Genomic DNA, 12,137 nt, shown 5'->3' on the forward strand with positions numbered 1-12,137 from the left:
CCACACAGAGAACGCAACGTAGCTTTTCCTGTGTCGGAAACAGCAACGAACACAGGAGAGTACGATGCAGAAGTTCGCCACCGCCGCCCCGGTCTCCGTCGTCCTCGACGTTCCGGCGGGACGTGTCCGGTTCATCGCCGCCGACCGGGCCGACACCACGGTCGAGGTACTGCCCGCGGACGCCACCAGGAGCCGCGACGTGAAGGCGGCCGAGGAGACCTCGGTGGAGTTCGCCGACGGCGCCCTGCGGATCACGGGCCCCGCGAAGAACCAGCTCCTCGGTGCCTCCGGGGCCCTCGAAGTGACCGTCCAGCTGCCCGTCGGCTCGCACGTCGAGGCGACGACCGCCGCCGGTGAGTTCCGCGGCGTCGGCCGGCTCGGCGACGTCGCCTTCCAGGGCGCGCAGGGCACGGTCAAGATCGACGAGGCCGCGAGCGCCCGGCTCACCCTTCTCGCCGGCGACGTCTTCGTCGGCCGCCTCACCGGCTCCGCCCGGATCAGCACCCAGAAGGGCGACCTGCACATCGCCGAAGCCGTGCACGGCACGGTCGACCTGCGCACCGAGGCCGGCGCCATCACCGTCGGCGCCGCCCGCGGAGTCTCCGCCACACTCGACGCCGGCACCACCTACGGCCGCATCCACAACGCCCTCGCCAACACCGACGGCGCCGCCGCCGGCCTCGCCATCCAGGCCACCACCGCCTACGGCGACATCACCGCCCGCAGCGTCTGAACAGCCGGACGCCGGTCGGGGCGGGGGCGCGCGGCGCGGGACCGGGCGCGTGCGTGATGATCCTTCGAGCACCGTCACCAGATCCGAGGGACCACACATGCGCGCCGTTCCCATCACCGTCACCGCTCTCGCCGCGGCCCTGCTCCTCACCGCCTGCGGAGGCGGCGACGACAGCGGCTCCGGCGGCGACGAGAGCAAGCCCGCGAGCTCCCCCGGGGCCGCCGGATCCGCCTGCGCGGCCGGCGACCTCGGCCAGGAGGTCGGCCCCGTCGACGCCGCGCCCGCCGCCGGGGACACCGGCAACGTCACCGTCACGCTCACCAACAAGGGCAAGGAGTGCACCCTGACCGGCTTCCCCAAGGTCGAGCTCCGGGCCGGCGACGCCTCCGCGACCGCGGCGCAGGACGAGGCCGCCGCACCGCAGCCCCTGACCCTCCCGGCGCAGGGCACCGCCTCCTTCACGATCACCTACGTGCGCGGCGCGGGCAGCGGCGAGAAGTCCCTCGCCGTGAAGACCGTCGAGTACGGCCTGCCGAAGGCCTCGTCCACCGCGGACTTCCCCTGGTCTTACGGTGACGTCGCGCTCAAGAGCGAGGGCGTGGCGGACGCGACGGTCAGCGCCTTCCACCAGGCGGGCGACTGACCGAACCCGCTCGGCGCGCGGTCACGGCAGGCGTGGCCGGGACCGCACGCGGGCCCGGTCCGCCGCCTCGGCGCCCTCGGTCCAGCCCGCCTCGTCGGTGACCCCGCGCAGGCGGGTGGAGACCGTCCGCGGGAACATGCGGTCCGTCGCCGCGGTGACCGCGACCTCGCGTGAGGCGAGGACCGGCAGCAGGTCGTCGCAGACCTGGGTCTCCACGGCGGCCGTGAGGCGGGCGCCGACACGGTGGGCGTACGCGGCCAGGAACGACTGCCGGAAGGTCTTGGTCCGCCGGCGGCCGCTCGCCCGCTGCGCCGACTCCGCCTTCGCCATCGCCGACTGCGCCTGCACCAGCAACGAGGTGTAGAGCAGTTCCACCGCCTCGAGGTCCGCCTCGAAGCCGACGACCGTGGAGAAGGCGAACGGCTCGTTCCACACCGCCCGGCAGTGGTTGGCGTCGGCGACCGCGTCCAGCAGCACCGCCTTGGCCTGCTCGTACGGCGGCTCGACGCCGATCCGGCAGGCGCCGGGCGCGTCCGGGGCCGGCGCCCGGGCGTCGAGCAGCGCCTCGTCGACGCTGTGCCGGGCCATCAGCTCCTGCGCCTTCGCCGTGAGCGCCTCGGCCTCCTCCGGGAAGCCGGTCGCCTCGGCCTTGGCGAGCAGCGCCCGGATACGGGTGAGCATGCGGGCGGAGGAGTCCGCGGGCGACCCGGCCGCCGGCCCCCGCCGGTGACCGCGCCCGTGCCCCGGCTCGTCGAGAGGGTCGAGGCCGGGCAGGCGCAGCAGCAGCCGGTAGAGCTCCAGGACCACCGTGGCGTGCGAGAAACGGTCCGCGGACGGGGGCGGGCCCGCGGGCAGCTCCGCCAGCTGGGCCGCCCACCGGCGACCGCGCGCCCGGTCGTCGCGCGCCTGCGCGCGGACCAGTGCCGCGACGAGGCCCACATGGGCGCCCTCCAGGTCGCGCCGCACGATCCGCACGAGGTCCGCGGGCTGCCAGCCGCGCCGCCAGAGCGCCGCCACGAACTCCGTGCCGCGCCGCGCGAGCGCGGCGTCGGCGGCGGGATCGGCGGCGAGAAGGGACGCGCCGGAGTCGAGGGCGGCGTCGGCCGTGTCGTAGAGGGCGGTCCGCAGGGCGCGTTCGACGGCGCCGGCCGGGTCGCTGCTGGTGCTGCTCACCGTTCGATCGTGCCATGTGCCGTCCGCGCACCCTCACCCTCGCTGTCAGACCCCCCTGCCACACTCGCGGTATGGCCGACCGGTGGGCGCTCGCTCCGGCCGAGGACGGTGGCGTGGAACTCGCCCCCCTCGGTGCGGACGGCCTGCCCGCCGGCCCGTCGCTGCGCGAGCCGGATCTGGCCCGGGCCGTGCGGGAGCGGCCGGGCGTCGTGCGCTGGGTCTGGCGTTCCACGTCCGAGGTCTACCCGCGCCTGCTCGACGCGGGCGTGCGGGTCGACCGCTGTTACGACGTGGAGGACGCCGAGACGCTCCTGCTCGGCCACGAGGGCCGGTTGGGCGAGCCCCGGTCGGCGGCCGCCGCACTGGCCCGGCTGCGCGGCGGGCCCGTCCCGCCGGACCCGCCGCAGCGCTCGGCCGAGCCCGGCGCCCAGTCCTCGCTGTTCGAACCGCGGGCCGCCGCGGGACTGCCGCTGGCGGACCTGCTCGCCGTCTACGCGGAGCAGCAGCGCAGGCACGAGCGGACCGAGCACCCGGCGCGGATGCGGCTGCTGACGGCGTCCGAGTCGGCGGGGATGCTGGTGGCCGCCGAGATGAACCGGGCCGGGCTGCCGTGGAGCGCGCAGGTGCACCGCGAGCTCCTGGACGACCTGCTCGGCGAGCGGTACGCGGGCGGCGAGCCCCGGCGGCTGGCGGAGCTGGCGGACGAGGTGTCGGCCGCCTTCGGCCGCCGCGTCCGCCCCGACCTTCCGGCGGACGTCGTGAAGGCCTTCGGCCAGGCCGGGATCCGGGTGCGGTCCACCAGGCGCTGGGAGATCCAGTCCCTCGACCATCCGGCCGTGAAGCCGCTGCTCGAGTACAAGAAGCTGTATCGCATCCGGGTGGCCCACGGATGGTCCTGGCTGCAGGACTGGGTGCGGGACGGGCGGTTCAGGCCTGAGTTCCTCGCGCACGGCACGGTCACCGGACGCTGGGTCACCAACGGCGGGGGCGCCCTGCAGATCCCGAAGGTCATCCGGCGGGCGGTGGTCGCCGATCCCGGCTGGCGGTTCGTGGTCGCCGACGCCGACCAGATGGAGCCGCGCGTGCTGGCGGCGATCTCCCGCGACCCCGGGCTGATGGAGGTGGCGGGCCGGGAGAGCGACCTCTACCAGTCCGTCTCGGACCGCGCCTTCTCCGGCGACCGCGACCAGGCCAAGATCGCCGTGCTCGGCGCGGTCTACGGACAGACCTCCGGCGACGGCCTGAAGAACCTCGCCGCCCTGCGCCGCCGCTTCCCGCGCGCGGTGGAGTACGTCGACGAGGCGGCCCGGGCCGGCAAGGAGGGCCGGCTGGTGCGCACCTGGCTGGGCCGCACGTGCCCGCCGGCCGTCGGGGCGGTCGAGGCCGAGGAGGCCGGCATCCCCGTCGACGACCCCGGCGGGCCCGCCGAGGAGGAGAGCGCCGACGACCGCCAGTGGACGCCCGGTTACGCCTCCACCGACGCCCGGGCGCGCGGCCGGTTCGCCCGCAACTTCGTCGTCCAGGGCAGCGCCGCCGACTGGGCGCTGCTGCTGCTCGCCGCACTGCGGCGGGCCTGTGCGGACATGGCGGCGGAACTCGTCTTCTTCCAGCACGACGAGGTGATCGTGCACTGTCCGCGGGAGGAGGCCGACACGGTCGTGTCCGCGATCCGGGAGGCGTCCGACCTGGCCGGACGGCTGACGTTCGGGGAGACGCCGGTGCGGTTCCCGTTCACGACGGCGGTGGTGGAGTGCTACGCCGACGCCAAGTGACCGGTCCGGCGCGAAGACGGCCCAGGGCGGGTGCCGGGGTGCTCGCGGGTCCGCCGTAGTCTCGGACGGACCTGACCGCGGGCGGCCCCGTGGGCCTGCCCCTCCGGAGGAGACGCCGTGCCCTTCCGCTGTGCCGTACTCGACGACTTCCAGAACGCCGCGAGAACCGCCGCCGACTGGTCCGTGCCCGGCGAGGAGGTAGAGATCGTCCCCTTCACCGAGCACTTCGGCGACGAGGACGAACTCGCCGCGGCACTGGCCGGCTTCGACTGCGTGGTCACCCTGCGCGAACGCGTCGCCTTCCCCGCGTCGTTGCTGGACCGGCTCCCCCGGCTGCGGCTGCTGATCGCCTCCGGCATGCGCAACTCGGTGATCGACTTCCCGGCGGCGAGGGCGAACGGGGTGACCGTCTGCGGCACCGAGAGCTCGTCGACCCCGCCGGTCGAGCTGACCTGGGCGCTGCTGCTCGGTCTCGCGCGCGGACTGGTGCAGGAGAGCACCGCCCTGCGCGAGGGCGGGCCCTGGCAGTCGACGGTGGGCGCGGACCTGCACGGGCGGCGGCTCGGACTGCTGGGACTGGGGAAGATCGGCGGCCTGGTGGCCCGGGTGGGCCTCGCCTTCGGCATGGAGGTGAGCGCCTGGAGCCAGAACCTGACGGAGGAACGGGCGCGGGAGGTCGGCGTGCGTCCGGCCGCCTCCAAGGAGGAACTGCTGTCCGAGAGCGACTTCGTGTCGGTCCACCTCGCGCTGGGCGAGCGCACCCGGGGGCTGCTCGGCCCCGCCGAACTCGCGCTGCTCAAGCCGACGGCCTACCTGGTGAACACCTCGCGCGCGGCGATCGTCGACCAGGAGGCGCTGCTGACGGCACTGCGGGAGGGGCGCATCGCGGGAGCGGGGGTGGACGTCTACGACGTCGAGCCGCTCCCCGTCGGCCATCCGATGCGGACGGCTCCCCGTCTGCTGGCCACTCCCCATCTCGGGTACGTGTCCCGGGCCAACTACGAGCGCTACTACGGACAGGCGGCGGAGGACATCCGCGCGTACCTGGCGGGGTCACCGGTACGGGTGCTGGGGTAGCCGCCCGGGGCGGGGCGCACACGGCTGCCGGGGCGACGGCCGCGCGGGTTCCGGGCGGCCGGCGGGGGCGGGCTCACGGGGGTGGCGGGGTGCGGTCGGCGGCGCGGGTGAGGCGGGCGGCCAGGGCGCGGAGGTGGTCGCCCAGCTCCGGCGGGTCGAGGACCTCGAAGTCGACGCCCTTGAGGGCGATGTGCAACGCGATCTCGTCCAGGGTCGCGGCGCCCGTGTGGAACAGACAGGAGCGGTCGTCGTACCGCTCCAGACGACCGGCGGTGGGGGAGGTGTGCTCGGCGAGGGCTTCCACCGGGCAGTGGAAGAGGATGGTCGCCCGGCAGCGGTAGGGGGCCGAGGACAGCTTGTCGGTGAGGTAGGCGTTCAGGTCCTCGGCGGGGCCCGGCCGCGGGGTGAACCGGGGCCCGGACTGCGGGGCGGCGTCGACGCGGTCGAGACGGAACGTGCGCCAGTCGTCGCGCTCCAGGTCGAAGGCCAGCAGGTACCAGCGGCGGCCGGTGTGGACCAGCCGGTACGGCTCGACGCGGCGCGTCCTGCCCTGGTAGCCGAAGCGCACGCTCTCGTGTCCCCGGCAGGCGGCGGCCAGCACCGCCAGCAGGTTCGCGTCCACGGCCGGGCCGGACGCCGTCAGCGGCAGGATCGCCGACTGCATCGCCGCCACCCGGTGCTTCAGCCGTGAGGGCAGCACCTGTTCGAGCTTGGCCAGTGCCCTGAGCGAGGTCTCCTCGAAGCCCGCCACCGAGCCGGACGCCGCGGCCCGCAGTCCTACGGTCACCGCGACGGCCTCGTCGTCGTCCAGCAGCAGCGGCGGCAGCGCCGCGCCGACGCCGAGCTGGTAACCGCCGCCGGGGCCGGCCAGGGAACGCACCGGGTAGCCCAGCTCGCGCAGCCGGTCCGCGTCCCGGCGCACGGTGCGCGTCGTCACGCCCAGCCGCTCGGCCAGTTCCGGGCCCGGCCAGTCGGGACGGGACTGCAGCAGGGAGAGCAGCCGCAGTAATCGGGCCGAGGTCTCGAGCATCTGGCGGAAAACTCCTCATCGATCGCACCCGGTCGAGGACAGAACCTGTCCTCGGGGCTTCCTAGTGTCTTTCTTGCCGGCCCGCGAGGGAACGGCCCGCGGCACCGCGGCACTGAACCACCGCCGCACGGAACCACCACGGCACGCAGAACCACAGGCAAGCAGAACCACAGGCAAGCAGAACCACCGGCACAGCAAGGGAGAACGTCATGATCCTCGTCACCGGAGCCACCGGGAACGTCGGCCGTCGCGCACTGGAGATGCTGCTCGCACAGGGCCGCGAGGTGCGGGCCGCGTCGCGCGCCCCGGAGCGGGCGACCTGGCCCGCCGGGGTGCCGACCGTCGCGCTCGACCTGGCCGACCCGGCGTCGCTCGCCACCGCCCTGGAGGGGGTCGAGGCGGTGTTCCTGTTCGCCGCCCCCGGCTGCGGACCGGGCTTCGTCGCCGCCGCCGAGGCCGCCGGCGTACGCCGGGTGGTGCTGCTGTCCTCCGGCTCGGTGGACGACGAGTCGGAGGAACAGGACGGCCCGATCGCCGCCTATCACGCGGAGATCGAGCGGGCGCTGCGCGGCTCCACCCTGGAATGGACCTTCCTGCGGCCCGACGTGTTCGCCGCCAACACGCTGATGTGGGCGGGGCAGACCAAGGGCGGCGGCGACGTGGTCCGCGGCGCCTACGCCGAGGCCACCGCCGCGCCGATCCACGAGGCCGACATCGCCGCCGTGGCCGTGGCCGCGCTCACCGAGGACGGTCATGCCGGAGAGATCCACCGGCTGACCGGCCCGCAGTCGCTGACCCACGCCGACCAGGCCCAGATCATCGGCGAGGTGCTCGGCCGCCCCGTCACCTACCAGGAGTTGCCCGCCGAGACCGTCCGCGAGGCGATGAGCGCGCACGTCCCCGGGCCGGTCCTCGACGACATCCTCAAGGTGTGGGCCGACTCGGCCGGCCGGCCCGCCCTGGTCACGGCCGATGTCGAGAAGATCACCGGCCGGGCCCCCCGCAGCTACCGCGACTGGGTGTCCGAGCACGCCGCCGCGTTCTGACTCGGCCGGATCCCGGGGCGGCCGGACCCCGGGGCGGCCCGTGTCACACCTGCCGCTCCGGGACGTCCACCACCAGACCGTCGATCGCGTCGGTGACCGGCAGCTGGCAGCTGAGCCGGCTGTTCTCCCGGCGCGGGCAGGCCGTCGTGTACAGCAGCTCGTCCTCGATGTCGGACACGGCCGGCAGCGTGACCGGGCTGCCGCGGTCGACGTAGACGTGGCAGGTCGCGCACATGGCGCCGCCGCCGCACTCGCCGACGATGCCGTCGACGCCGCCCACGACCGCCCCCCGCATCACGGAGTTCCCCTCGGGGACGTCGAGGGTCGTCGGGGTTCCGTCCGGACTCCGGTAGGTGATCCTGGCCATGCGTCGTGTCCTCCCTGCGTTCGCGCGTCCGCGCACGTGCCGCGGAGCCGCGCCGGCGTACGTTCCACGGATGCCTGCGGTGCTCTCGCCGCCCACCGTGCCCCGCTGCCCTGGGGAGTCGCTGGGGGCTCGATCGAACGCGGCCTCCGGGGCGCCGCCGCGCCCGCGCTCCAGGCCGGTGCGCCCCGTGCTCCAGGTCGGTGCGCCCGGCACTCCAGGTCGGTTCGAGAGACACGCTGAAGGCTGGCCGGTACGTACGGCACTCATGGCGCACAGGAGGCACCCATGCCGAAGACCGGCGAGCGACTCACGTGGACGGCCGCAGGACCAGGCGAACGCCTGGAGTACGCGACGCTCGAGGTCCCGCTCGACCACGCCGATCCCGGCGGCGCGCAGATCACCCTCGCCGTCAGCCGGCTGCCCGCCACGGATCCCGCACGCCGCCGGGGTGTCCTGATCGGGGTGACCGGTGGGCCCGGCGGTGACGGCGGCCTCGGCACCGGCATGCCCGCCCGGCTGGCCGGCACCCCCCTGGCGGAGGTGTACGACCTGATCGGCTTCGACCCGCGCGGCACCGGCGCCTCGACGCCGCTGCGCATCGAGGTCACCCCCACCACCGCGCCCTTCGACTCACGGCCGCCGGACTCGGCGTTCGAGGCGATGGCCGCCGACATGCGCGAGCGCGAGCAGGGGTGCCTGCGGGCCGGCGGCGACCTGCGCCCGCACGTCAACACCCGCAACCTCGCCCGCGACATGGACGTCATCCGGGTCGCGCTCGGCGAGGAGAAGCTGAACTTCCTCGGCTACGCGTACGGCAGTTACGTCGGCGCCGTCTACGGGACGATGTTCCCCGAGTGCCTGGACCGCAGCGTGCTCGACTCCTGCGTGCATCCCGGCTGGACCTGGCGTGAGCAGTTCCTGGCCCAGGCGCGGGCGGTCCGCGAGAACGTGGACCGCTGGGCGGGGTGGACCGCGCGGCGCGACAACCACTTCGCCCTCGGCACGACGGCGTCGCTGACCGTGGCCGCGGTGGAGGGCGTCGCCGCGCAGCTGGAGAGCCGGCTCGGGGCATCCGTGCGGACGTCGTTCGACGGCATCGTGGGCGGTCTGGCCACCGACCGTTCGGCGTGGGAGCGGCTGGGGCTGCTGGTCGGGGCGCTGCGGGACGCGCTCGCCGAGGGCGCGGACGAGCGGACGGCGGCGCTGCTGGCCGAACACGCCACGGGCGGCTGGGGTGCGCGGGCCAGCGAGCAGTGGAAGCAGAGCGTCCTCGAGGCGGTGACGCTGGAGACGGAGTGGCCGACCGACCTGGAGACCTACTACGCGGACATGCGCACCTGCCGGGAGCGCTACCCCTACGGGCACGGTGTGCTGCGGGCGGCCCCCTGGGTCGGCGCGTTCCGCACCTTCCGGTCGCCCGAGCCGCCCACCGTGCTCGCCCGGGACGGCTATCCGGCGGGCCTGGTCGTGCAGGCCGACGGCGACCCGATGGACCACCGGGAGGGCGGCGAGGCCCTCGCCGAACGCCTCGGCCATCACCTGATCCTGGTGGAGGACTCCGGCGAGCACGAGGTCTATGTACTGAGCGGCGGCAATCCCCGCCTCGAGGCCTATGTGGAGGGGTACTTGGTGGACGGTGTGCTGCCGCCGGCCCGGGTGACCGTGCCCGGCGTGCGCCAGGCGCCGCCGGTTCCCGAGGACGCCTGATCCCCCGCGGATGCCTGAACCCCCGGGGCACACGAACCCCCGGGGGACTCCGAGCCCTCCCGGGCGCCCGACCCCTCGGTGGGACTCCGGCCCCTCCCGCGGGGGCGAGCCGGCCCTCCCCAGGGGCTCGTGAATCCGGCCGACTGCCGCAAGCCTGGGGACTCCTGAAGCCGGCGGACGCCTGAATCCCCCCGGGGGGTCTGCTGAATCCTCCGGGAGCGTCCGGCGCGAAGCGAAGGGGAGGGGCCCGCCGACCGGCCCCTCCCCTTCGCCGTGGTGTGCCGTCCCGTCAGCGGCGTTTGCCCGCCGGGACGACGTACCGGGCGTAGAGCAGCTCGCGCATCACGTCGTCGCCGCCCTCCACGATGGAGACGTAGCGCAGGTCGCGCACCAGTTTCCCGATCGGATGGTCGTGGGTGTAGCCGAGCCCGCCGAACATCTCCGAGCCGGTCGTCGCCACCTCCCAGCCGGCCTGGCCGCAGTACAGCTTGGCGGCCAGCGCCGAGCGCAGGGTGCCCACCCGGTACAGGGCCGCGGCCGGGTTCTCCGCCGCCAGGAACCGGTCGAACTCGGCCGCCGCCGCCCGGCACTGGTTGCGCATCACGTCGATGGTCATTTCCATCTGGCCGAGCTTGGCGGCGAACACGGCGTTCTCGCGCAGCGGAGCGCCCTTGATCCGCTTCTTTGCCGCGTACTCCATGGACAGGTCCCGGATCCTGCGGGCGACGCCGATCGCGGTGGCGGCGATGAGGATGCGGCTGGCGTTGAGCCCGATCTCCAGCAGGCGCAGCCCGTTGCCGCGCAGCCGGCCCGCCGCGGGCACCCGGCAGTCGCGCAGCCGGACCCGGTAGGTGCCCGAGCCGCGGACGCCGAGCATGTCCCAGCGCTTGACGATCTCCACCCCGGGCGTGGCGCGGGGCACCGCGACGACGGCGTAGTCGCCGTCGTCGTCGGCGGACCGGGCGAGCACGAGCAGGGTGTCGGCCGGGTCGGAGTTGGTGGAGAAGTACTTCTCCCCGTCGAGGACCAGGTCGTCGCCGTCGCGGCGGAAGGTGGTGGCGGTGCGGTTGAGTTCGCTGCCCGCGTCCTCCTCGCTGCCGAGGATGCCCAGCCGCCCGCCGTCCCGGACGAGACGCTCCAGGACGGGACGGGCCACCTCCTCGTCGCCGTGCAGCTGGAGCATCACCGTGCCGAGCACCGGCAGGAAGGAGCCGAACGCGAAGCCGGCGTCGCCGTAGGCCAGTTCGGAGACGATGTCCACGCTGTCGGCGAGGGACGCCCCGGCGCCGCCGTACGCGGCCGGGATCCACCAGTTGGCCAGCCCGGCGGCGTGCAGCCGGGCCGACTCGGCGGTGGGCTGCTCGGGCAGTCCGTCGAAGTACTCGCCCTTGGAGAGCAGTTCCGCGCGGACGAACTCCCGGACCCGCTTCAGCACCTCCGCCGTACCGGCCGGGCCGCCTGCGCCCGTCTCGCCGGTGCCCGTCGGACCCGTCGCGGCCGCCCTGCCCGTCGTCGTCCCGGTGGTCTCGATCGTCCCCGTGGGCTCCGTCGTCTCGGTGGTCATGGGGTCCCCCTCACCCGGCCTGGACGAACGCGCGGGCCTTGGCCATGGTGGCGCGGCTGTTCGAGCCCAGCGCGTGCCGCACCGCCTGCCGGGCGTCCGCCAGCGTCTTGGGCGGGTCGGGCAGCGCGTCGATGCCCGCCGGGTCGAGGAGGACCTGGTGGTGCGAGGTGACCTTCACGGTGCCTGCGGGCCCCTCCTCGAACCGCCACTCCCCGTTGTGGGCGTGGAGCACCGGCGGCAGGATCGTCTGCTTGTAGGTGATCCGCCGCAGCGGCTCGCAGACCCGTCCGGACGCCGTGGTGTGCAGCGAGCCGTCCGGGGAGCGGGTGTCCATCTCCATGAACTGCAGTCCGGGCTCCTCCTCGCGGAGTTCGAGCCGTGCCACGTGGGGAAGGCGCTCCGGCCACCGGGACGCCTCGTAGATGAAGGCGTACGCCTCCTCGATCGAGCCGGTGATGGTCTCGGTGTCGGCGAAGTCGAACAGCAGCTCCCGCTCGGCGTCCCCGCGTTCGGCGGCCCGCCGCAGGTGCTCCAGCTCCGAGCGGCTGTTGGTGTCGACGGCACGGCTGATGCGCTCGTGGGCCACCGGATCGCCGTCGACGGCCCGGTAGAAGTGGTCGAGTTCCACCGTGCAGCCGCCGTCGGGCCGCTCGGTGATGCGCCAGGTCCCGCCCATCGCCGCGACCGGTTCGCGCGGCTCGACTTGCGCGAACTCGATCCGGAGCCCGGCCGGGTCCAGCCGGCGGCGCGACTCCCAGGTGCGCAGTTCGCCGTTGGCGAGGGCCCAGATCCGGATGCGTTCGTCCGTCCCGTCGCCGCCGGTGCGCTCGGCCCGCACGGTGGGCGGGAAGTACAGCGGCCACAGGCCGACCTCGGCGACGATCCGGTAGACCGCGCTCGCCGGGGCCGACACCTCGATGCGGTGGGTCACTTCGGTGGTGCCGTCGACGGTGACCTCGGCGGTGCCGTGGACGGTGACGTCGGTGGCGGCTTCGGTGCTGACTTCGGTGGTCACGGTTGCGGCG

General features: G+C 74.5%; 11 protein-coding genes. 6 read left to right on the top strand and 5 right to left on the bottom strand.

Annotated elements, in window-relative coordinates; genetic code table 11:
- Nucleotides 1-64: 64 nt before the first annotated feature.
- Both C6376_RS07195 and C6376_RS07200 read left to right on the top strand, forming a co-directional pair.
- The gene (locus tag C6376_RS07195; RefSeq protein WP_107442651.1) at nucleotides 65-733 is read left to right on the top strand and encodes a DUF4097 family beta strand repeat-containing protein; all 669 of its coding nucleotides are present in this window, start codon (nucleotides 65-67) and stop codon (nucleotides 731-733) included.
- A gap of 97 nt (nucleotides 734-830) precedes the next feature.
- Nucleotides 831-1,376 carry a DUF4232 domain-containing protein gene (locus C6376_RS07200; protein ID WP_107442652.1) on the top strand — a complete coding sequence of 182 codons (546 nt, stop codon included), beginning with the start codon at nucleotides 831-833 and terminating at the stop codon, nucleotides 1,374-1,376.
- Nucleotides 1,377-1,397: 21 nt separating this feature from the next.
- On the opposite strand, the gene C6376_RS07205 is transcribed toward C6376_RS07200, so the two are convergent.
- Nucleotides 1,398-2,549 carry a DUF2786 domain-containing protein gene (locus C6376_RS07205; RefSeq protein WP_107442653.1) on the bottom strand — a complete coding sequence of 384 codons (1,152 nt, stop codon included), beginning with the start codon at nucleotides 2,547-2,549 and terminating at the stop codon, nucleotides 1,398-1,400.
- Nucleotides 2,550-2,620: 71 nt separating this feature from the next.
- Between C6376_RS07205 and C6376_RS07210 the strand changes: the two genes are divergently transcribed.
- Together C6376_RS07210 and C6376_RS07215 are read left to right on the top strand one after the other, a co-directional pair.
- Nucleotides 2,621-4,321 (top strand): bifunctional 3'-5' exonuclease/DNA polymerase, encoded by a 1,701-nt coding sequence (locus C6376_RS07210; RefSeq protein WP_107442654.1) that lies wholly within the window; start codon nucleotides 2,621-2,623, stop codon nucleotides 4,319-4,321.
- A gap of 117 nt (nucleotides 4,322-4,438) precedes the next feature.
- Entirely contained in the window at nucleotides 4,439-5,398 is a 960-nt protein-coding gene (locus tag C6376_RS07215; RefSeq protein ID WP_107442655.1) for a D-2-hydroxyacid dehydrogenase family protein, read from the top strand.
- Nucleotides 5,399-5,471: 73 nt separating this feature from the next.
- On the opposite strand, the gene C6376_RS07220 is transcribed toward C6376_RS07215, so the two are convergent.
- Nucleotides 5,472-6,428, bottom strand: coding sequence for a YafY family protein (locus C6376_RS07220; protein ID WP_107442656.1), 957 nt, complete (start codon nucleotides 6,426-6,428; stop codon nucleotides 5,472-5,474).
- A gap of 209 nt (nucleotides 6,429-6,637) precedes the next feature.
- Here C6376_RS07220 and C6376_RS07225 point away from each other — a divergent pair, with 209 nt between their 5' ends.
- The gene (locus tag C6376_RS07225) at nucleotides 6,638-7,474 is read left to right on the top strand and encodes an NAD(P)H-binding protein (RefSeq protein WP_107442657.1); all 837 of its coding nucleotides are present in this window, start codon (nucleotides 6,638-6,640) and stop codon (nucleotides 7,472-7,474) included.
- A gap of 43 nt (nucleotides 7,475-7,517) precedes the next feature.
- Here the strand turns inward: C6376_RS07225 and C6376_RS07230 are convergent, their stop codons facing one another.
- Nucleotides 7,518-7,841 (bottom strand): 2Fe-2S iron-sulfur cluster-binding protein, encoded by a 324-nt coding sequence (locus tag C6376_RS07230; protein ID WP_107442658.1) that lies wholly within the window; start codon nucleotides 7,839-7,841, stop codon nucleotides 7,518-7,520.
- A 285-nt stretch (nucleotides 7,842-8,126) separates the two neighbouring features.
- On the opposite strand from C6376_RS07230, the gene C6376_RS07235 reads away from it, so the two are divergent.
- On the top strand, nucleotides 8,127-9,548 hold the full coding sequence (locus C6376_RS07235) for an alpha/beta fold hydrolase (RefSeq protein ID WP_107442659.1): 1,422 nt from the start codon (nucleotides 8,127-8,129) through the stop codon (nucleotides 9,546-9,548).
- 289 nt (nucleotides 9,549-9,837) lie between these two features.
- On the opposite strand, the gene C6376_RS07240 is transcribed toward C6376_RS07235, so the two are convergent.
- The gene (locus C6376_RS07240) at nucleotides 9,838-11,112 is read right to left on the bottom strand and encodes an acyl-CoA dehydrogenase family protein (protein ID WP_216825576.1); all 1,275 of its coding nucleotides are present in this window, start codon (nucleotides 11,110-11,112) and stop codon (nucleotides 9,838-9,840) included.
- Between the two features lie 10 nt (nucleotides 11,113-11,122).
- A complete protein-coding gene (locus C6376_RS07245) occupies nucleotides 11,123-12,127 on the bottom strand; it encodes an aromatase/cyclase (RefSeq protein WP_254075857.1) in 1,005 nt (334 codons plus the stop codon).
- Nucleotides 12,128-12,137 lie beyond the last annotated feature (10 nt).

The organism is Streptomyces sp. P3 (assembly GCF_003032475.1).
In the GTDB taxonomy this organism is placed as follows: Bacteria; Actinomycetota; Actinomycetes; order Streptomycetales; family Streptomycetaceae; genus Streptomyces.

Coding starts and splice junctions, on each gene's coding strand:
- C6376_RS07195 (WP_107442651.1), top strand. CDS start 65: ATGCAGAAGTTCGCCACCGCCGCCCCGGTCTCCGTCGTCCTCGACGTT.
- C6376_RS07210 (WP_107442654.1), top strand. CDS start 2,621: ATGGCCGACCGGTGGGCGCTCGCTCCGGCCGAGGACGGTGGCGTGGAA.
- C6376_RS07200 (WP_107442652.1), top strand. CDS start 831: ATGCGCGCCGTTCCCATCACCGTCACCGCTCTCGCCGCGGCCCTGCTC.
- C6376_RS07235 (WP_107442659.1), top strand. CDS start 8,127: ATGCCGAAGACCGGCGAGCGACTCACGTGGACGGCCGCAGGACCAGGC.
- C6376_RS07230 (WP_107442658.1), bottom strand. CDS start 7,841: ATGGCCAGGATCACCTACCGGAGTCCGGACGGAACCCCGACGACCCTC.
- C6376_RS07240 (WP_216825576.1), bottom strand. CDS start 11,112: ATGACCACCGAGACGACGGAGCCCACGGGGACGATCGAGACCACCGGG.
- C6376_RS07225 (WP_107442657.1), top strand. CDS start 6,638: ATGATCCTCGTCACCGGAGCCACCGGGAACGTCGGCCGTCGCGCACTG.
- C6376_RS07220 (WP_107442656.1), bottom strand. CDS start 6,428: ATGCTCGAGACCTCGGCCCGATTACTGCGGCTGCTCTCCCTGCTGCAG.